We start from the raw sequence: 21000 nt of genomic DNA, 5'->3' as shown, positions 1-21000 counted from the left end.
CAAAACCGGCTATGAAGCGACGCCAACGGGGCGGCATGCTCGCCCTATTGACGGCTCCGCTTATATTATTCGTCGTCATTCTGTTTCTGTGGCCGGTGGCGCGCTTCCTCGCTCTGGCCGTCGACAACTCGGATTTCTCGAACAACCTGCCGCGCACCATTGCCGCTCTTGCCGGCTGGAAAGCAGAGAGCGGCCTGCCTGGCGAACCCGTCTTTGCAGCACTCGTCGAGGACCTGGCCGACGCGCGGCGCGCCGGGAAGGAAGGCGTCCTGGCGCAACTCGTGAACCAGCGCGTTGTCGGTAGCCGTTTCCTCGTCATCAAGACGGCAAAGGATGCGGCCGACGGCAAGCTCGGCATGCGCCCCGTGCGCGACGAGGTGCTCGCCAAACAGGCCGGCTGGAAAAACATCGATCTCTGGCAGGTCATAGCGCGTCAGCAAAGCGCGCGAACGGACTATTATCTGCTTGCGAGCCTCGACCTGAAGCGCGGCGCGGACAATTCGATCGAAGCCGTTTCGGCCGACCGCGCCATCTTCGTCGACGCGCTGCTGCGTACGATCTGGATCAGCATCGTGGTGACGGTCATCTGCGCGGTGCTCGCCGTGCCGCTGGCGCAGGCGATCGTCAGCGCGCCGCCTGCCTGGTCGAAGCTGATGTTCGCGCTGATCCTGTTTCCGCTCTGGACATCGCTGCTGGTGCGCACCGTCATCTGGATCATCGTGCTGCAGAAGAACGGTCCCGTGAATTCCACACTGCTCGGATTGGGTATCGTCAGCGAACCCCTCGACCTCATCTACACCCGCTTTTCGCTGTATCTGGCGATGGTTCAGGTTCTGCTGCCCATGATGGTCCTCTCCGTCGTCGCCGTCATGCGGCGGGTTCCGACCACCTACATGCGCGCGGCGCTGTCGTTGGGGGCGCCGTGGCTCACGGCGTGGCGCCGCGTCCAGTTGCCGTTGATCCTGCCCGGGATCCTGTCCGGCGGGGCGATCGTTTTTGTCTTCGCGCTCGGCTATTACATCACCCCGACGCTTGTCGGCGGGCCGACAGACCAGATGATCTCCAGCTACATAGCCTTCTACACCAACAGCACGCTGAACTGGGGCATGGGCGCAGCGCTTTCCCTGCAACTGCTGATGATCCTCGTATTGTTTGCGTTCCTGTTCTGGACGGCATCCGTCCTCTTCCGCAGCAAGGCGCATGTCGCATGAGCGCCGACCGCTTCCGGAAAGGGCTGATGTATGCCTATGCGGCGACGTTGCTGGCTTTCATGATCCTGCCCCTGCTGATCGTGGTCCCCATGTCGCTGACCTCGAGCAATTCGCTGGCATTTCCGACGCCGGGCTGGTCGTTGCGCTGGTATGCCGAACTGTGGATCGACGAGCGCTGGCCGAACGCGCTGTGGAACTCGGTCGTCATCGGGCTATCCACCACGGTTCTGGCTTTGCTGCTCGGAATACCTGCGGCGATCGGGCTCGCCTGGGGTGATTTTGCCGGGAAACGGATCCTCTACGCGATCATCGCCGCGCCTTTGGTGACGCCGGTCGTCATCGTCGGCGTCGCGGCCTTTTCATTCTTCGCCACGCTGGGACTCGTTGGCAACAAGCTATCGATCATTCTGGTGCACACGGCGATGGCCGTGCCTGTGATGCTAACCACCGTCGTCGCCAGTCTTTCGACCTTCGACCGGACGTTGGTTCGTGCGGCGGCATCGCTGGGCGCCGGCGCCATGCGCACCTTCTTCAAGGTGGTGCTGCCGCTGATAGCGCCGGGCGTCGTTACAGGGGCCATCATCGCCTTCATCATTTCTTTCGACGAAGTCGTCGTCGCAAGCTTCCTCTCGACGGGCGCGGAGCGAACCTTGCCCCGCATGATATTCTCCGGGGTGCGCGAGTCCATCAGCCCTGCCATCGCGGCTGTCGCCGTGCTGCTGATGGCTTTCTCGGCGATCCTGCTTGGGCTCATCGCTATCCTGCAGAGCCGCTCGCAAGCTCTCCGCGCAAAGGCATCGGCATGAAACTGGTTCCGCCGGTGCAGCAACTCGAGACCGAGATGACGGCGTGGCGGCGGCATCTCCATGCCAATCCCGAGCTCGGTTTCGAAGAGTTCGAGACGGCCCGTTTCGTGGCGGACAAACTGCGCGCGTGGGGCATCGAGACGACCGAAGGCGTCGGACGCACAGGTGTCGTCGGCACGCTCAGGGGCAGGCTTGGCGCTGGTCGCAGCCTTGGCATCCGCGCCGACATGGATGCCCTGCCGATGACTGAGGCACGGCCGCTGGCGCATGCGTCCCGCACCCCCGGGCGGATGCATGGCTGCGGCCATGACGGCCATACCACTATGCTGCTCGGCGCAGCCTCGGCGCTTGTTCGCTCGCCCGACTTCGCCGGCACGGTGCATTTCATCTTCCAGCCGGCCGAGGAGGGTCGAGGTGGGGCGCTTGCCATGCTGAACGAGGGCCTTTTCGAGCGTTTCCCCTGCGATGAAGTCTACGCGCTGCACAATTGCGAACGGCCGCTCGGCGAGATCGCCGTCCACCGCGGAACGGTGGCCGCGGGGGCCGATCGCTTCGAGATCGTCGTCCACGGAAGGGGCGGCCATGCGGCGATGCCGCATCTGGCGATCAATCCACTCCCCATCGCCGCGCGCATCCTGCTGGCAATCGAAGCCCTGCCCGGCCGCGTCACCGATGTGCATTCTCCCGCAATCGTCACCGTTGGCAGCCTGCGCGCAGGCGAAGCCTTCAACACCATCCCCGATACGGCGTTTCTGACCGGCACCGTGCGCACCTTCGACCACCAGGTTCAAAAGGCGCTGGAGACGGCAATCCGCCGCATCGCGAAAAACGAAGCTGAAGCTTTTGGCGCCGGCGTCGACCTCCGCTACGAAACGCCCTTCGCACCGACGATAAACACTGCGGCGCAAGCCGACGCGATGATCGCGATTGTGAACGAGGTGATGGGACCGGCAAGTCTCGTCATCGATCCGCCTCCCGAGATGGGTTCTGAAGATTTCTGCTACATGCTGGAACAGCGGCCCGGCTGCTATTTCCTGCTCGGCCAGGCCGACGATGCGCACCAGGCCGCGGCTCACGACACCAACTACGATTTCAACGACGCAATCCTGCCGATTGGCGCGAGCCTTTGGGTCAGGCTCGTGGAGCGCCGCCTATCAGCCAGAGGCGCATCGTGATGCAACTGACGGAAAAGGACATCGTCTGGCGAAGCCATTGGCTGCGGCAGGCCCTGCCCGAGGACCCAGACCTTGCGCCTCCGCTCGAAGAGGCGACGCAGGCTGACATCTGCATCGTCGGCGGCGGCTATCTGGGCCTGTGGACCGCTATACGCCTCAAGGAGCACAATCCCGCCTTCGATGTTGTCATCGTCGAGCGCGACATTTGCGGCGGTGGCCCGAGCGGCCGCAACTCCGGCATGGTGCTCTCGGCATGGACGAAATACAGCGCGCTCGCCGCGCTGCGCGACGGAAACGATGCACTTTCGATCATCAAGGCATCCGAAGCCGCAATCGGCGGCATCGAGGCTTTCTGCAAGGCCGAGGGAATAGACAGCTGGTTTGATCGCATCGGCTGGATCTGGGGTGCGACGTGCGAAGCCCAGCTTGGCGCCTGGGACGACGCGTTGAACAAGCTGGCGGCGCATGGCTACGTGCCGGCGCGACGAGTTTCGCGCGACGAGATCGCAGCGATAGCCGGCACGACGAGCCACCTCGGCGGCGCGTTCGATGCGTCGTCGGCAACCGTGCATCCCGGTTTCCTCGTGCGCGGCCTGCGCCGGGCAGCACTAACACGCGGCGTGCGCATCTATGAAAAGTCGCCGATGACGCGGTTTTCGCGCGACGGCACGCTCAAGGTGGAGACGGGGAGAGGCACTGTGTCCTGCGGCAAGATTGTGCTTGCCATGAATGCATGGTCCGGCGCCATTCGAGAACTGGCGCCGGCAATCTTCAACATCTCCAGCGACGACGCCATGTCAAAACCCATTCCAGACCTTCTCGACAAGATCGGCTACCGCCGCGCGCCGCTGATGATCGATTCCCGCGTTTTCGTCGGCGGTTGGTCGCCGACGCGCGATGGTCGGCTGTCTGTCGGCGTCAGTGGCGGCGTCATCGGCCTCGGCGGCATCGTCGACAGGCGGTTTCATGGTCTATCGCCACGGGTCGCCGACATGCGCCGCGCGTTGCGGGATGGTCACCCGGCGCTCGCCGACTTTCCGCTCGATACATCATGGAACGGCCCGATCGATCGGACCGTCAGCGGCGTGCCACTGTTCGGCGCCCTGCCCGCCAACCGCGACATCGTCTACGGCTACGGCTTCTCCGGCAACGGCACGACGATGGCCTATCTCGGCGGCAAGATCCTGACCGGCCTGTTGACCGGCGGCGAATCCGAGCTCACCCATTCGGCGCTCGTGCGCCCAGTGACGCGAGGCTTCCCATCCGAACCATTCCGGTTCGTCGGCGCGCATTTCGTTCGTGGCGCGGTGCGGCGGCGCGACGATCTCGAACATGCCGGCCGAAAACCCGACCTCTTGACCAGATGGCTCGCGGGACTGGCCCCGTCCGGCGTCACCCCTTCGAAAGCCAACCTCCGCGCAAGGAAAGGATAAACGGTGTCCAAGGCCAAGATCTTCAAGCACAGCGAATTGACCCTGAAGCCGTCGGTCACACCGACTGGCACATCCTCGATTGCCCGCGTCATCAATGCCGATATAAGTCGGACCATGGGCGGCGGCATCGAGTATCTCGAGAACGCCTCGATCGACTGGACCGTGACCTACGACGAGGTGCTGTTCATCCACGAGGGCACCTTGACGATCGAACTGGACGACGGTCGCCATGAGTGCAATCCCGGCGATATCGTCTGGCTGCCAAACGCCACCCACCTGAAATACATCGCCACCGAGCGTACCGGCTATTTCTATTGCCTTTACCCGTTCGACTGGGCAGCGCGGCAGGGAACGGTAGAACCCTGAACTGACAGGCACTCCTTTTCCATGCGTTGGCCATCCGCAGCGCAGTTCCGAACCCGGGGCGTCCAGACATCGACTCCGGCTCACACTCCTTGGGTTGTCACGTTCATCATATGTCATGCTGGCGCGCATGTCTGGCGGGAGATTGCAGCGACACAGCTCAGCCGCAGCACCTAAGCAGGAACCGGTAGTTCGACGAGTGGGCGGAAAGGCGGTAGCGCTCTCCCGCTACCAGCCTACCTTAAGCTACTGAAATTATAGAAAAAACGCCGACCTATGGTAGCGCCCTGTCCGAAAAAATCTTCAATGATTTTCAGGACCTAGCCTGCTACCGTTGTGACGCCAACGAACGTGTTGCAACGCTTCGCAGACGACAAACTGCGCCTCGAGAGACGTGATTTGCGGGAATTGGCTGAAGTCTGCACCTGCGGACCCATTCGGTCCCGATTCCGAGGCGCAATCGACGCGGATTTTCGAATGGCGCGCCCATGTCGCACGCCAGCCCTCAACGCTCGGCGGCTTATGCCCAAGTTATCCAGCTAAATTAAGCAGTCTCATCGGGCGGGCGCTCTGGATTCGCCGACGCCAATCCGCGTGAGCGTACGCGGATCGTCTGACAGATACGATCAGCGAGAGAAGCGAGCGCGCCCTGCACAGTGCGTGCCCCAAGAACGGATTGGAGGGTAACGGCCTGTGTTGCAAACCTATGTTTGAAGGCCTCTCCGCCACAGAGGAAATCGACCAATCCCAAGCCGTGATCAAACGACCACTGTATATACTCCGTAATCAGGACCGCACCCGGCGACGCTCGGCTAAAATCAGGGTCGTAGGTGGTAACGAATGCCATCATGACGTTGTGCTGGACGATGTTGATGGAAACCGCGACCATCGCACCATTGCATTCAAGTACGAAAATGCGCAGCACACCGGCGCGTGACAGCGCGTCGACCAGAGCGGCAAGAACCGGCTCGCCCTCTTCGAAAAGGTCGGATTCACGCGTGTGCTTTTCCAGCCATCTGCGCTTCAGCGCCGATAGTCGCTCCAGCAATGGCTGCAGCGGCTCGTCGGCCGACAGGAGGCGGAATTTCACTTCGCCTGTTTCTTCCAGTATCTTGATGCCGCGCCGATAGTTCTGGCGCATCTTTTTCGGCTGGTCCGCCAGCCACGCTGCTCCGCTGGCCCACTGTCCAGCGACGCGATAACTGACTTCCTCCCGGTGATTGGCGCGAAGCTTGACGCCGCTGGAAGAGGCCGGTGTAAAAATCCTGCGGGCTGCCGCATCCGGAGACAGACGATTGATAAAAGCAAGATCGAAGCCACCTGCCGAACAGATCCGGTTCCAGAGGTTCTGGAGGGCCGATAGGGAGCATTCCGGCGCGACAAGAATATCACCATAGTCCGTATAGCTATTGGCGGCCCATTCGAGGAGCCGAAGTCCTTTTCGTCTGCCGATCGCCAGGGGAATGACAGCGACCAGCCTGTCATCGCTCCATACCAGGCCGATCCGCAGCGAGCGCCGGTCGCGGTCACGCACGGTGCTCCACCATGCCGAAACCCAGGCATGGCTCTGAAAGATCAGTGCATGGGTACGATGCCATAGGTCTACCCATTCGGCTTCGATGGCGGCCAGGCGATCCGTCGAACTGACGATTTCCAGTCGCTCCGCACCAACAGCGTCAATCGAAGCCATTTTGTTCATGGTTGGAGACGGTCCTGCGGCTGCGCGACATCGATGCGCTTTTGAAAAAGTCGCATGATATGGTTTGCCATTTTCTTGAGCGGCAGCACGTAAAGTCCGAAAAGCGACTGATAGTCGCGTACGTCGCGATCTATCAGTCCAAACTTGAGGTCTTCGTCCGGATCCGGGATGAACTGCGTTCCGAATATGCGATCCCAGAATGAAAAAAGCAGCCCGAAATTCTTGTCGTAGTGGCGAGGGTCGACACTGTGATGCACCTGGTGCCAGTGCGGACACAAGATGACGCCGTTCAACCGGCCGAAGGAAATCTTCAGATGCGTGTGGCGAACAAAGTCCATCATGAGAATGTTGCGAATGACATAGACGTTGATGCCAAATATGGCGATCTCGACCGGATCAAGCGCAATCAGGCTCCACAAGCCGAAACTGATCCCCGGTATGACGCCGTCCCAGATCCGGTTCATCAGATCGTCCAGGGGGTGAACCCGGTCCTTGGTGATCCCAACCATCACTTCGGCCGAATGATGCACCTTGTGCAATTCCCACAGGAACGGGAAACGGTGCTGGGCAACGTGATATAGGTAGTAGGAGATATCGTAAGCAACGAGCATGGTTGCGGTGAAGAGGATGATCGTCACTGGGCCGGCGGGGCCGGGTATCAGCGGTTGCGAGATGCTGAAGAGCCAGCCGACTGCCTGGTTTGTTGCATATCCCGTGGCGGCAACGAAGGTGACACCGGCGGGAATGAGCAGGAAGGGCATCACCAGCCTTTTCGTGATCCAGAACAATGCGTCCGCTCGCGCCGATGGGTGCATGATGACTTCCGCGGGAAAGGCGAAGTCGAAAAAGTCCCGGAAGGATTTCTGTTCGACCGTTCGCCAGTAGGCGACCACCGCGCTCCCCAGCGCCGTGAGCAACAGGAGACCGAGTGTCAGCAGATCGATGTGTGAGAGTTTTTCCACGATCACTCTGGCGAATTCCGAAAACATCGATGCAGTGGCTCCTAGGTGGTGAAATGGTGATCCGGCTCGTCGCGAAGCACATATTGCCAGGCCTATCATATGCTGCCCGCAACTGTGTATCGGGATGCGACTGGCAGAACAATCATGGCCAAATTAGCAGATCAACGGTGTCAAAACCGCTAAATATCTGAACGTAATTAATGTCGAACGCTGCGCCTGCAACCTGCCCGTTATCGGGTCTGCGGCGGACTTGGCGCGAGCCGGATGACTACTCCCTTTTCGCCTACTTGGCCACGCCATGCGAGGCGTTCGGCTGGCTGCCTTGCACCAAAACGCGGCGAAACCCAGCCGCCCTGGCCCGGTGTGTCGCCGCCGGAACGGATGTGGATCGCTGCGTCTGGAAAGTGGATAGTCATCAAAGGTTCAGCGCCGCGCAATATCGTGACAATGTTTCCATCCCTGTTGGCGTGGAGGTCGGCGGCGAGTTGGAAGACGATCTCAGCGACGCGGCTGCCGCCGAGCAGTTGGTCGGTCACGAGGATGCCGTCGCCATCGCGTGTCACGGCGCGTTGATGCACAACGCCGAAGCGGCCTTTGTACCCGTCATGTCGGGCACACAGCCTCCAGTGCGGCCCCGGCTCGCTCTCCACCAATGTCGCAACCGCCTTGTGCGACCAGTTGAACGCCCCGGAGATGATGCTTTGGCTTTTACCCTCTAGGTTCAGCGTGTTGTGCGCCGGCGTCGAGCGGAACCAGTCGCGCCAGCCTCCCCCCGAACCATAGAGCCATGTGCCGGGGTCGACCAGCACCGGATCGCCGTCAATGCACAGGGTGAGCGACAGCGCGTCGGCATGACCGTGCGCCGCTATCGAAAGGTAGCCCAGCGGGCCGTGGTCGTATGTCAGATGGACGTTGCGACCATTCATCTCGCCGCGCCAGACGGAGAGCCCGCCTTGCGTGAATGTATGCAATCCATTCGGCACCGGCGCCGGCCGCGGTGGCGCGCCGAAGAAAAGCGCACGAAAATCGCCAGGCTCCGGTGCGCTGCCCGGCATCCGTAGAAAACCACGGATGGCGGCCGCGACCGATCCGACATAATCGGTTTCGCCCCCCAGCGTGATCACGCGGCCTTCATCATTGTCGCCGAAGCCGCTGGTTTTCGGCGGGAGCCAGCCTGCGAAATTGGCGAAAGCGGCCAAACGCGCTTCGACGGGCTGGGGAAAAGGCAGTCCGGCCTGGCGCGCCGCCGCAGCGCACAGCAGGAAAAGTTCGGCACTGAAGGCGGCGTAGGTCGGGGTCTGCTCGGCCCCGGCGCCATCGGCCAGGATCTGTTTGAGCACCTCAGCCAGGAGCGACTCGCGAGCCACCTCGGCCCCGAAAGCCAGACCGATCAAATATTCGCCAGCCAATTCCGCGATGAGATGGTTGTTGGCGGACGAAAAACGGGAGGGAAACCGCGGCAGCCAATAGGCGCTTGCCGCCAGTATTTCACCGACTTTTTCTCGCGTCGCCGCGCCAAGCCGGTCGCCGACGAGGTCGAGCGTGACAATCAGGCTGATGGCTCGTAGCGCGACCTCGATGCCCGAGGCCCAGCCAACGCCCCGAAATGGTGGGTTGGCGAAATGCCAGCTCTCGATCGCCGCCTCGATGGCCGCACGGGATTGATCATCGCCGGTGAGAAGCAGATGGGCAGCCAGTGGCGGCAGTTGCTGCAGCCGGTTGATTTCCCAGACATATTTTACATCGCCACGGCCGGTGGCATGGCGAAAATCGATATCGAAAGTATGGGTCTTGGGGCCTGGCCAAAGCCGGCCGGTCACCGGATCAAGGCGCCAGAGCTCGGGTGGAAAGAGAGTATAGGGGTCTCGCTGTGGCCAGGTCTGCCCAAGTGCTGAAAACTGGCCCCGAAGAGTGTTTTGCGCAGCCGCCTCGATAGCTTGCCGCTGGGCTGGTGTCGCAGCGGCCGGCACAGCATTCCGCAATCCGTGCAGCACCGGGTGCAACTGCGGCGACGCATAGCGCTGCCAGCCGTTGTCGCGGCGGCGCGAAACGGTCCTCCGGCGCTGCTCGTCCAACCGATGCAATATCTCGGCCAACTCCATGCTGCGCAATCGGTTGAAATACCACCCGACCCTCATCCGCGCTCCGCCAAGATTTTGATCCTCATACACCATCCCGTCGAAAAAGCGTGTGGCGGCATCCTCTTTTCCGTTCCCGCGGTTAATATCTTCGGCCATGACGCGGAGTTTTGCGATGAGAAAAGTTGTCTACGCCATAGCGTGCGCGCTTGGCATGGCTTTGTCAGCCGAGGCGGCGCCGATCCCGCTTGAGCGCGGCGTTGGCGTCCATGAATGGCTCAACTGGTCGCCGGTGGAGAAAGATGGTTCCTACAAATGGCCGCCCTATCGCAGCGAGAAGGAATGGCTTGCGGGCGGCAGGCCGCTCACCGATTGGCCGGACGGCGACCAGTTTGGTCGCATTCGATCCATGGGCTTCGACTTTGTCCGGCTGAGTGTCGACCCTGGCCCTCTGCTTGCCAGCGAGGGCGCCAAACGACAACAGGCGCTGGACATGCTTGCCGCTGCGGTGCAGCGGGTGGTTTCAAGCGGGCTCAAGGTGGTTTTCGATCTGCATGGCGTCAGCCAGGTTCCGGCCTACAGCATGGAAATGATCCATGGCGGGGCCGACAGCGAGGGTGTTGCCCGCTATCGCAAAATGGTAGTGGCGGTGGCTGCCATGCTGATCAAAATTGGCGCCGACAAGGTCGCCCTCGAGCCCTATAACGAGCCCGCCTACTACCCTTGCGATTCAAGCGGCAGCGATGACTGGCAGCGGATCATGGCAGGCACGGTTCGCGATATTCGCGCCGTCAGCAGCGAACTCACCATCGTCGCGACCGGCGCCTGCGGCGGGAGCATCGCGGGACTGGTCAACCTGGACCCCAACTTCGACGACCCCAACGTCTATTACAGCTTCCACATGTATGATCCGCACAGCTTCACGCACCAGCGGGCCGATGACAAGAACGCTTTCTCCTCCGGCCTTCCCTGGCCTGCCGACGCCAGCACGCCCGAAGTGGTCGCCGAAACCCTCAAGGCGCAGATGGACGCCGCCGGCTTGAGCCAGATCGAAGAGGTGATGAACATGGCCTCGGCGCGTGAAACGATCGCCCGATACTTTGAGCAGAATTGGGGGCAGAGCCAGCTCGAAGCGGGTTTCCGTCAGGCGGTCGACTGGGCTGAAGCCCATGGCATAGCGAGCAGACGCCTGTTCGTGGGCGAATTCGGCGTTATCCTGATGTCTGCGGATGGCCGCATGGGAGCTTTCGATGCTGATCGCCTGCGCTATCTCATGGCAGTGCGCAGAGAGGCGGAACGCTTCGCGATGCCGTGGTCGGCCTGGGAATTCTCCAATCCTTACGGAATGAGTGTTATCCAACCCAAGGGGCCTGCGATCCCGGACCGGGAGATGTTGCGGGCACTGGGCCTGCCATAACTCGTCATCGGGTCAGGATCGGTTCGAGCGGTCTGCCTGGTTGCTGGCGATCAATCGCGTGAAACCCAAGGACTGTCGTCTCCAGTTGCAGCCGAGAGGGCCTGATCGAACCAAATCAGGCTCAGTTTTAAAATCACTCCACCGAGCAGCTATTTAATATATTCGCTGTAGATTGGTGTCCTCGATCATACGCAAACAAGGGAAAGAGGGCCAAGGGAAAGAATGTGCGGAATTGCCGGCTGGATTGGGCGCAGGGTCGAGAAGCCACAAGATCGGGCCGCCGGGATGTCGAATGCCTTGCAGCATCGTGGTCCCGATGCCGAAGGCATCGAACTCCTGGACCTGAACACAGGCGAGGACCAGTTGGCATTGGTGCATCGCCGCCTGGCGATTATTGACTTAAACGCCGATTCAAATCAGCCGATGCAGACCGAGGACGGACGGCTCCGGATTATTTTCAACGGCGAAATATACAACTACATCGAGTTGCGTGAGGAGTTGATCGGTCTCGGCCACCGTTTTCGCACACGCTCCGACACGGAAGTGCTGCTCAGGGCTTATGACCAGTGGCGCCTGGCCATGTTCGACCGATTGAGCGGGATGTTCGCTTTTGCGCTGTGGGACGCTCAACGGCGCGAATTGATCCTCGCTCGCGACCCCTTTGGAAAAAAACCCCTTTACCTCATGCAAGGCAGAAATTTGCTGTCGTTTGCCTCGGAGATCAGCGCGTTGTTGTCTGCGCAGCCAGATGGCCAGCAGCTCGATCTGGATGGAGTGCGCGAGTATCTGACCTGGCGTTACGTGCCTGGACCGCGGACGCTTTTCAAACAGATCCGCAAGCTCAACCCGGGAAGCTACGCTGTGTGGTCGCAAGGGGAAGTAACGGAAACGCGCTACTATGCGCCCCCGGATCAGACCGATCTGACAGCGGATATCGATCCAGGAACCGCCAAGCGGCGATTTCTGGAATTGCTCGACCGTTCTGTCGAGATCAGGATGCGCAGTGATGCGCCGTTTGGCGCCTTTCTGTCCGGGGGCCTCGACTCGTCGGCAATCGTTGCCCTGATGACCAGGCACAGCGACAACCCCATTCGTACGTTTTCGGTCGGTTTCAGCGAACAGGCTTACAGCGAGCTTCCATTCGCCCGGCGCGTCGCCGATCATTTCAAGACCGATCATTGCGAAATCGTCATCCAGGCGGATGACCTGATGAATCATCTGCCCAAGATGGTCCGCCATCGGGGGGCACCTGTTTCACAAAGTACGGACATTCCAATTTACCTGATGTCGGTTCGAGCCTCGCAGGACGTCAAGATGGTGCTTACGGGCGAAGGTGCGGACGAGATACTCGGCGGCTACCCCAAACATCGCGCAGAGTCTCTGGCGGGTGTCTACCGGTCACTTGTTCCAGCGTCGCTTCACAACAATCTCCTCGCCCCTTTGATGCGCGCATTGCCCGGCGCATCGGCCAAGTTCGATACATTTGCCCGAAGCGCGGGTGAACGGGACTTTGCCACCCGGATGATCTCCTGGTTTGGAGCCATGACGGCGCGGGAACGCGATTCGCTCCTCGGTGGGTTGGCCACTTGCGGCCATGACTGCAACGATTTCCCGTTCTCTTCGAGTGTGACGGAATCTCATCTGCGCCGTGTGTTGTTTTTTGATCAGACATCGTGGTTGCCCGACAACCTCTTGGAACGGGGCGACCGAGTGATGATGGCCGGTTCAATCGAGGGGCGAATGCCATTCCTTGATCGCGATCTGGTTTCCTTCGTCAGCCAACTGCCCGATCGTTACAGGCTGGGCTTCCTGCACAGCAAACAGATCCTGCGCGACTGCATGGCCGGCATGGTTCCCGACGAGGTCCTCAACCGCCCAAAGATCGGCTTCAAGGTGCCCGTCGCCGAATGGTTCCGCGGGCCGATGAGCGATTATGTACGGGACCATCTGTGTTCGTCCCATTCGGTCATCCGTCGCTATTTGAGCGCCAAGAAGCTGGACCAGATTGTCAGGGAGCACGCCGAGCGCGCCGCGGACCACGAAAAACTGATATGGGCGCTTTTGAACCTGGAGATATTCCACCGCGAATTCGCGCTTGGCCCGCCGCAGTGACGACAATGAAGGACAGCGTCAGCGCTTGACCGATCGCGCCTCGGACGCGACCGATCTCCAGACATCGCAGATCGCGTCGACAAACGGTGCAAGCTCAAGCCTTTCCCGGTGCACCGCCATGGCGGCGGCGCCAAGCCGCGCGCGCAGCGCCGTATCCTCGACCAGCCGAGTTAACGCCTCGGTCAACGCCGCCACATCGCCGGGCGGCACCAACAGACCGGATTGTTCGTGGGTGATGATGTCCTCGACCGCGCCAACCGGGGTGGCCACGACAGCCAGGCCGGCCGCCATGCCTTCGATCACCGACATTGGCAGATTTTCGGCGAACGAGGGGAGCACCAGAATATCGGCCGAAGCGATCAGTGATGCGACCTCGTCAGGTCCCACCCAGCCCGGAAAAGCAATACGGTCGGCAATCCCTAGAGCGACCGACCTCGCTCGTGCCGGCTCGACCTCACCATCGCCGGCGATCGTGGCACGCCAACCCCTGAGATGTTTCATCCGCTCCAGCGCCTCGCCCAACTGCGGCACGCCCTTTCGCTCGCCGATGCGGCCGAGGAACAGGATGTGCACGTGATCGCCTCCGCCGACATGCGCCAGGGAAGGAACTGCCGTGGCGTTGGGAACGATGACAATATTGCCGCCGTTCGCCGGTGCCCGGCTGGCGACGAAATCGCGCCAAAGCCCCCCCAGGACAATCACCCGGCCGGCATGCTCGAACAGAGCCCTGATACGGCGGCTCATGAAACTATGATCATCTTTCCAGAATGTCTGATACTGCGCCCCATGCAGATGAAGGACATATGGTATCGACAACAGCCTGGCGCAGGCGGCGATCATCATCTTGCGATAGGTGCTGCCGGAGACCGATATATTGATGTGAATGACGTCGGCGCGTCTGTCGAGGCGGGCCGCAAGCATCCGCGCGCAAAAACCAAGCATGTAGAAGATCGAAAGCCCGACATGTCCCGGGCCACGGCTGGAAAGAAAGCGCAGATCGATGTCGGCGATCTCTTGCCGTTCGAACTCCTGCTTCAGCGCCCCCATGATCCGGTCGATGCCGCCTTGTCCCGAAACGCCCGAGGGCGTTGCGACCAAGACATGTATTTTTCTATTGTGGGCGAGACGCTGCAACATGACACCATTTGGATTGCGGATGCCGGGTGACCGTAAAGCAAAGGTTCCAAAAAAGATTTACGACAAATCTTTTGGTTCAAACTGTATCCGTTCACCCTTTGCCGTCATCGTGCTGGAATTCCCGTCGGTCAACGATTAATCGACGGCAAATTTTCCGGGAACAACCCTTTGCTGCTCCGTTCCACACTCATCTATGGCCCAGCTATTCTGCTGACGCGGGTTTCCGCTCTGCTCCTGCTGGTCGTCATGACGCGGCTGATCGACCAGACGGAGTATGGCCTGCTGACCCTGGTGGTCACCGTGGGCGAAATGACGGATGTTGCCGTTACCAACTGGCTGCGCATTGCCTTGTTGCGGCTTGGCGGAAAAGGCGACGTCAGCCGTGGCAGCCTGATGCTTGCCGGACAGGTATTGCTTGTCACCACGGTGCTGGCCCTGATCATATCCGTGATCGCCTCGGCGGTGATCGTGCCGGAGCGCTGGATCGAATTTGCAATCGCCGTCTGCAGCTATCTGATTGCCGGCTCCATCAGCCGGTTCGCGTTGACGGTGCTGCAAATGCAGCAGCGTCATTCCCTCTATTCGATGCTTGAATATCTGCGCGGCCTGCTGCAACTCGCCTTGCCGATCGCCGCCATCCTTATCTTCCAACGCTCGTTTCTGACGGTATCGCTCGGCTCGAGCCTCGCCGTGCTGATTGCCGGCATCGTGGCGTGCGTGGTGGCATCCGGGCGCGTTATTGGCGGCCCGCCGCGCTTCACCCACAAGGAGTTTTTTGCCCTCGGCGTGCCCCTGGTCATCATGGCGCTGGTCGGTTTCGGTCTCAACAGCGCTGAACGCGTCTTCCTCAAGCTCTACTACGATGCCGGCGCGGTGGCCGTCTTCGCAGCCGCCTACGCATTGGCTCGGCAGCCGATCGATATGGTCGCCAACGCAATCAACATGGGCGCATTTCCAGAAGTGGTCAGCCGCTTCGACGAAGAGGGATCCGAGGCGTCCGGGCGGTTGTTGTCGCAACTCATGGCCTTGATGATACGCCTTTGCCTGCCGGTCGCAGCAATGCTTATCGCGCTCAGCGGCGACATCACGCGACTCCTGCTGCCCGCGGAATATCATGGTCGCTTCGGCCTGCTGTTCCCGATCATCGCCTTCAGCGTTCTTTGTGCCAATCTCACAAGCTTCGTTTATGGCGTCGTGGTGCACGCACATAAGCGGCCGTGGTTGCTGATCATCGCCAATTCCTTCGGCTCGGTGGCAACGATTTCACTGTCTTTTCTGTTGATTCCCACCATGGCGGAGGTTGGCGCGGCGTTGGCGTTGGCGGGCGGATCGCTGGCAGGTCTTGCAGCCTGCATCGTCATCGCCGAGAGGCTCACGCCGGTGCCGGTGCCCTGGCGCGACATCGCTGTCTCAATCATAATTTCTATCTGCACCGGATTGGCCGCCAGCCTCGCCAGCACTGCGCTGGGCTATATGCCGGCGATCTTTCCGCTCGCGGCGGGCGGCGTCGCCGGCGCTGCGGCTTTCCTGGGACTGACCTGGTTGTTTCACCCCGCGGCCGTGACGCATTTCATCGGCAAGCTAAGGGCACGGCTCCGGATCGCATAAATCCCGCGCTATGAGGCATGCTTGTCTGAAAGTCGCGAGCTTACGGATTGACGTTTCGGCGTCCCCGGCGAGACCAGAACTCACGCCACAGCAGCAGTGCATAGGCGGTGTTGGTATCGTAGTAGCGGCGCCACAAGCGTCGCGGCTCCTGCGCCACGCGGAACAGCCACTCCAGGCCGGCCGCCTGAACCAGTTTCGGTGCCCGGGCGACCTTTCCACCATAGACGTCGAAGCTGCCGCCCACGCCCATGACGAAACTCGGAGCGAGTACGTCGCGATAGCGCTTGAGAAAGCGCTCCTTGCTCGGCGTCGGCATCGCCACAAACAGGCAGTCGGCACCTGAAGCGTTGATGGCCTCGACGATCGCGGCCTCTTCCTCCGCCTTGAAATACCCATTGCGCCGGCCGGCAATGGCCAGGCTCGGATGATCTCTGGCAAGTCGGCTTTCAACTGCGTCGAGAATGTGCTGTTCAGCGCCTAAAAGGTAGGGGCGATAGCCACGCTTGGCGCACAGCGCAAGCAGGTTGATCATGACGTCGACGCCGGTCACACGCTCCGGCAACTCGACGCCGCAGAGCCGCGCGCCCCAAAGCACGCCTTTGCCGTCGACATTGACCATATCCGCCCCGACGACATCCTCGCGCAGTTCGGCATTCTTGCGCATGTTCACAAGCTTGGCGACGTTCACGACAACATGATGAAGCGGTCGCCGCGTCGCCATCGCCTCGTCTGCGATGGCCAGCGTCTCGGCCATGGTCAGCGCATGGATGGTCGCACCGAGAAACTCGCGGCGGCGTGATGCCAATAGAGAGTGTTGCGCCCATGCCGGGTCATGCGAGTTCATGCCGCTTCTCCGGTGCGAGCGAGAGACTGCGAGCGTTCCATTTCGGATTTCTTGCCTTCGATGCGGGCGTCGGGCTTGCGCGCCTTGCGCCAGGTCCACAGGCCCCGTGTGTCGACGAGCTTCTTGTCCTTGAGCGCTTCGGGATCGATCAGATTGAATTGTCGATGGTCGACCAGCAGGACGACGATATCGGATTGGTCAATAGCGGAAAGTGCATCGGTGAACATGACGCCGCTGCCCTCGAGCTCGTGTGGCAACTGACGCGCATTGGGCTCGGCAGCGACGATCTTGATATTGGGAATCTTGGACAGAAGCTTAACAACCTCGACAGCCGGGCTCTCGCGCATATCGTCGATATTGGGTTTGAAGCTGAGGCCAAGACAGGCGATCGTCTGCTTGCGGGTCGGGTCGAGCAATGCCTCGATGTCCCTGACCACCGACAAGGGTCGCTCGGAATTGATGCGCCGTGCCGAACTGATCAGCCGCGTATTGTTCGGTGCGGCGTCGATGATAAAATACGGATCGATCGCAATGCAGTGGCCGCCCACGCCCGGGCTCGGCTGCAGGATGTTCACGCGAGGATGCCGGTTGGCGAGATCGATTACCTCCCAGACGTTTAGCGACAGATCCTGGCACACCGCCGCAAGCTCATTGGCGAAGGCGATATTGACATCGCGGAACGCATTTTCAGTCAGCTTAACCAGTTCCGCGCTTTCGGCCTGGGTTATGAACAGGTCGCCGGCGACGAAGCTTGAATAGAGTGCCGCTGTCCGCTCCGAAGACTTTCGGGACAGTCCGCCGATCGAGCGATCATTGTTGATCAGCTCGGTCAGCACCTTTCCCGGCAGCACGCGCTCGGGAGAGTAGGCGACCAGGACGTCAGCTTCCTCGCCATGCGCAACGGGAAATTTGAGATCGGGTCGCAGTTCCGCGAGCAGCGCTGTCATGACACGCGTCGTACCGACCGGCGATGTTGATTCCAGCACCACCAGGTCGTCCCGTTTTAGCACCGGAGCGATGCTTCGCGCTGCCGCAAGCACGTAGCTGACATCCGGCTTGCGGTCCGGGGTGATCGGAGTTGGAACGGCGATAATATAGGCATCGGCCGGCTGAGGCGTGCTGAATGCCTTGAGCTTGCCATTGGCGACAACTTTCTGGATCAAACCATCCAGGTCCGGTTCGATGATGTGGATTTCGCCGCGGTTGACCTTCGCGACCACCGCCTCGTTGATATCGACACCGATGACATCGAGTCCGCGGCTGGCAAAAATGGCACAGGTCGGCAGGCCGATATAGCCCATGCCTATAACGGAAACGGTTTTGATTTCAGCCATGATTCAGCAATTCCTCAACGATCCGGCTCGCAGCTTGGCCATTGCCGTATGGATTGTGCCTCTCCGCCATGCCGCGATAGACGCTCTCATCATCGAGCAGGCTATTGGCATTGGCCAGAATTTTTTCGATATCGGTGCCGACCAGCCGGGCAGTACCAGCGGCGATCCCTTCGGGTCGCTCCGTGTTTTCCCGCATTACCAGCACCGGCTTGCCGAGTGAAGGCGCCTCTTCCTGCACGCCGCCGCTGTCGGTCAACACCAGGTAGCTCTGTTTCTGCAGGTACAGGAACGGCAAATAGTCCTGCGGGTCGATCAGGTGGATGTTCGGCACCGTCCCGATTTCGGCCTCGACCACGGAGCGCACATTCGGGTTGGGATGGACCGGGTAGATGATCTGCACATCCCTGCGCGCCGACAATGCCTTCAGCGCGGTGCAGATTCTCTGGATGCCGCCATCGAAATTCTCACGGCGATGACCGGTGACGAGTATCATTTTCTTGGTCGGATCGATGAAGGGGAAACGAGCGGCGAGCTTGGCGTTCATCAACTTGTCGGCATCGATCTCGCTGGAGAAATGCAGCAGCGTGTCGATCACGGTATTGCCGGTTACGAAGATGGTGTTCGCAGCCTTTCCTTCGGCGATGAGATTGTCGCGCGCCTCGGTGGTCGGCGCAAAATGCCAGGTGGCGATGTTGCCGGCAATCTTGCGGTTCAGTTCCTCCGGAAAGGGAGAGTTGATGTTGTGGCTGCGCAATCCCGCCTCGATATGGGCAACCGGAATGCGCTTGTAGAAGGCAGCTAGAGCCGCGGTCATTGCGGTGGTTGTGTCGCCCTGGACGATGACGACGTCCGGCTTCGCCTTCTCCAGCACCCCCGCCATTCCGAGGAGCACGCGCGAGGTCACGTCGAACAAAGTCTGACCTGGTTGCATGATGTTAAGATCGTAGTGCACCGGCAGGCCCGTCAGTTCAATGACCTGATCGACCATCTCGCGATGCTGGCCCGTCACACATATTTCCGTGGTAAAGCCTGGATGGGCGAGCGCGGCGCGCGCCACCGGAAAACATTTGAGCGCCTCCGGCCTCGTGCCGAACACGATCAGCAGTTTTCGCCTTGAGGGCAAGTTCGGATGTGAAACGGCGTTCATGGTTGACCCTGGTCACCGAAAGCGTGGGCGCCCGGCTGACATGTGCTTTCAGCCTAACAATAGCGCCCTGAACCGCCTTCGTATTCAAAAAAATTAACGTATGATTAACGCTAGAGTCCGCAGCCCCCCTTGGGCAACCCTTGCCAGGAACTGTGGGGAAAGATACCAGAGCAAAGCCATTTTTTGCTTTAACGAGAATAACTTGGGTTGACTAATATTCTAATCATCGGCCACGCCGTCGCATCCCGGCGCTGGGAAAATGAGCTTTTTATGCGGTTGGGTGCGGCAGGTTATGTGGTCTCGAGTTGCCACGCGCCGGCGCCGGCGCCAACCGCTCGGGGGCTGGACACTGTCTTGGCGATCGAGAGCCGGCGTTTCGGTCCCTCGCTGGCGGGCCGGTCCGAGCCGTTGCCGCCCATCGATCGCGGCCCTCCGGACCTCGTCATAGATCTCACTGCCAGCGCAACGGGGCAAGACGCGCCAGTCCTGAGGCTCGAATTTTGCGGTCGCAACAGCTTTCCAGCCGGCGTTGCCGCGATGTTGGCGAGCGGACAATTGCCTGAACTTGGCGCTCGCCTCGATGGCGTTGTCGTGGCCCAGGCTAGACCGATGCTGGCAGACAGGCTCTGGCTATCTCGAAGCTGCAACGACCTGCTCGCCGGCGCCATGTCGCTGATCATGCAAACCGTCGCCCGCTTCTTTGCGGGCAAGCTTGTGCCGGTAAGCGACAACCCGGTGCCGATCCTGAAGAACGACAGTTTTGTTCGACACTATGTGCCCTTTTTTGGCAGGGCTTTGATCGATCGCGCCGTGCAAAAAATCAGGCGGGGACGACGCCCCTTCTATTGGCAGGTTGCCTATCGGGTGATCGACGGACCAGGCATCGCCGAAACCGGGCAACTCGACGGCAAACCGTTCACAGTCCTGCCGGACGATGGCCAACGCTTCTATGCCGACCCGTTCGTCTTCGAGGCCGACCGCCGCCATCATCTGTTTGTCGAGGAATTCCCCTACGCGACGAGTCGCGGCGTGATTTCCGTCGCCGAGCTCGGTGACGATGGCACTTTCGGTGTTCCAAGGGTTGTATTGGAGGAAGCGCACCACCTGTCGTATCCGCAGGTGTTCGCACACGATGGCGAGATTTTCATGATCCCCGAAAGTGGTTCGGCTCGCGAACTTGTGCTCTATCGCGCCGCGCAGTTTCCCGACCGCTGGGTCCGCGACACGGTGCTGATGGCGGACAGGGATTTCAACGACGCGACGCTGCTCGAATCCGACGGTCGCTTCTGGCTGGTTGGAACGGAGCGGTTCGGCTACGGCAGCGCATCGGACACGATGGCGGTCTATTGCGCACCCTCGCTGCGCGGGCCATGGGTCGCCCATCCGCTCAATCCCATTGCCGTCGATCATTCGGCCACCCGGCCGGGCGGCGCCTTTATCCGCCACGACGATGCCCTGGTGCTGCCGGTGCAGAACGGATCGAGGGCCTATGGCGGTGGTCTGGGGCTGATGCGGCTTGAGCGACTCGACGCGTCCGATGTCCGTTTTGCCTCGCCCCGGCCGATCGGCGCGGGTCCGGCATGGGCACGCACGGGCATTCATACGCTTAACCGCGCCGGCAATGTCGAGGTCGTGGACAGCGCGGGCTGACTGAAGCGCTGAAAGCCGTGAGCG

Annotated in this window: 16 protein-coding genes; 9 read left to right on the top strand and 7 right to left on the bottom strand. The window is 60.8% G+C overall.

What is annotated here, in order from left to right; translation table 11 throughout:
* Positions 1-11 precede the first annotated feature (11 nt).
* From NKI64_RS06075 to NKI64_RS06055, 5 genes are read left to right on the top strand one after another with little or no spacing between them, the layout of a single operon-like run.
* Entirely contained in the window at positions 12-1211 is a 1200-nt protein-coding gene (locus NKI64_RS06075; RefSeq protein ID WP_023686279.1) for an ABC transporter permease, read from the top strand.
* On the top strand, positions 1208-2017 hold the full coding sequence (locus NKI64_RS06070; RefSeq protein ID WP_050588874.1) for an ABC transporter permease: 810 nt from the start codon (positions 1208-1210) through the stop codon (positions 2015-2017). The genes NKI64_RS06075 and NKI64_RS06070 overlap by 4 nt, the downstream gene beginning before the upstream one ends.
* Entirely contained in the window at positions 2014-3192 is a 1179-nt protein-coding gene (locus NKI64_RS06065; protein WP_023713984.1) for a M20 aminoacylase family protein, read from the top strand. The genes NKI64_RS06070 and NKI64_RS06065 overlap by 4 nt, the downstream gene beginning before the upstream one ends.
* On the top strand, positions 3192-4625 hold the full coding sequence (locus NKI64_RS06060) for an NAD(P)/FAD-dependent oxidoreductase (protein ID WP_023713985.1): 1434 nt from the start codon (positions 3192-3194) through the stop codon (positions 4623-4625). The genes NKI64_RS06065 and NKI64_RS06060 overlap by 1 nt, the downstream gene beginning before the upstream one ends.
* 3 nt (positions 4626-4628) lie before the next feature.
* Positions 4629-4991, top strand: a complete 363-nt coding sequence (locus NKI64_RS06055; RefSeq protein WP_023671808.1) for a EutQ-related cupin domain-containing protein — start codon at positions 4629-4631, stop codon at positions 4989-4991.
* A 541-nt stretch (positions 4992-5532) separates the two neighbouring features.
* Here NKI64_RS06055 and NKI64_RS06050 read toward each other — a convergent pair.
* The 3 genes from NKI64_RS06050 to NKI64_RS06040 form a co-directional block, all read right to left on the bottom strand.
* Entirely contained in the window at positions 5533-6687 is a 1155-nt protein-coding gene (locus NKI64_RS06050; protein ID WP_023747195.1) for a GNAT family N-acetyltransferase, read from the bottom strand.
* Positions 6684-7676 carry a sterol desaturase family protein gene (locus tag NKI64_RS06045; RefSeq protein ID WP_023686296.1) on the bottom strand — a complete coding sequence of 331 codons (993 nt, stop codon included), beginning with the start codon at positions 7674-7676 and terminating at the stop codon, positions 6684-6686. The genes NKI64_RS06050 and NKI64_RS06045 overlap by 4 nt, the downstream gene beginning before the upstream one ends.
* Before the next feature lie 203 nt (positions 7677-7879).
* Entirely contained in the window at positions 7880-9886 is a 2007-nt protein-coding gene (locus NKI64_RS06040; RefSeq protein ID WP_352667001.1) for a heparinase II/III family protein, read from the bottom strand.
* A gap of 55 nt (positions 9887-9941) precedes the next feature.
* On the opposite strand from NKI64_RS06040, the gene NKI64_RS06035 reads away from it, so the two are divergent.
* Together NKI64_RS06035 and asnB are read left to right on the top strand one after the other, a co-directional pair.
* Positions 9942-11144 (top strand): glycoside hydrolase family 5 protein, encoded by a 1203-nt coding sequence (locus NKI64_RS06035; RefSeq protein WP_023671804.1) that lies wholly within the window; start codon positions 9942-9944, stop codon positions 11142-11144.
* Between the two features lie 222 nt (positions 11145-11366).
* Positions 11367-13256: an asparagine synthase (glutamine-hydrolyzing) gene (gene asnB / locus NKI64_RS06030; RefSeq protein WP_352666998.1), complete on the top strand. Its 1890-nt coding sequence runs from the start codon at positions 11367-11369 to the stop codon at positions 13254-13256.
* Positions 13257-13274: 18 nt separating this feature from the next.
* Here the strand turns inward: asnB and NKI64_RS06025 are convergent, their stop codons facing one another.
* Positions 13275-14393 (bottom strand): glycosyltransferase family 4 protein, encoded by a 1119-nt coding sequence (locus tag NKI64_RS06025; RefSeq protein ID WP_023671802.1) that lies wholly within the window; start codon positions 14391-14393, stop codon positions 13275-13277.
* Between the two features lie 168 nt (positions 14394-14561).
* On the opposite strand from NKI64_RS06025, the gene NKI64_RS06020 reads away from it, so the two are divergent.
* Complete coding sequence (locus tag NKI64_RS06020; protein ID WP_023671801.1) at positions 14562-16001, top strand: lipopolysaccharide biosynthesis protein; 1440 nt, start codon at positions 14562-14564, stop codon at positions 15999-16001.
* A gap of 40 nt (positions 16002-16041) precedes the next feature.
* Here NKI64_RS06020 and NKI64_RS06015 read toward each other — a convergent pair whose 3' ends face one another.
* The 3 genes from NKI64_RS06015 to wecB are packed head-to-tail and all read right to left on the bottom strand — an operon-like array spanning position 16042 to position 19326.
* Positions 16042-16845, bottom strand: a complete 804-nt coding sequence (locus tag NKI64_RS06015; RefSeq protein ID WP_023725122.1) for a WecB/TagA/CpsF family glycosyltransferase — start codon at positions 16843-16845, stop codon at positions 16042-16044.
* Complete coding sequence (gene wecC, locus NKI64_RS06010) at positions 16842-18179, bottom strand: UDP-N-acetyl-D-mannosamine dehydrogenase (RefSeq protein WP_023686301.1); 1338 nt, start codon at positions 18177-18179, stop codon at positions 16842-16844. The genes NKI64_RS06015 and wecC overlap by 4 nt, the downstream gene beginning before the upstream one ends.
* Positions 18172-19326 (bottom strand): non-hydrolyzing UDP-N-acetylglucosamine 2-epimerase, encoded by a 1155-nt coding sequence (gene wecB, locus NKI64_RS06005; protein WP_023754977.1) that lies wholly within the window; start codon positions 19324-19326, stop codon positions 18172-18174. Before wecB ends, wecC begins: the two co-directional genes overlap by 8 nt.
* Before the next feature lie 735 nt (positions 19327-20061).
* On the opposite strand from wecB, the gene NKI64_RS06000 reads away from it, so the two are divergent.
* Entirely contained in the window at positions 20062-20976 is a 915-nt protein-coding gene (locus tag NKI64_RS06000) for a glucosamine inositolphosphorylceramide transferase family protein (protein WP_245261280.1), read from the top strand.
* The last annotated feature ends 24 nt before the right edge of the window (positions 20977-21000 follow it).

The organism is Mesorhizobium sp. M0478, assembly GCF_040321305.1.
In the GTDB taxonomy this organism is placed as follows: Bacteria; Pseudomonadota; Alphaproteobacteria; order Rhizobiales; family Rhizobiaceae; genus Mesorhizobium.
The sequence above is the reverse complement of the archived record's forward strand: the minus strand, read 5'-3'. Positions and strand labels throughout refer to the sequence as shown.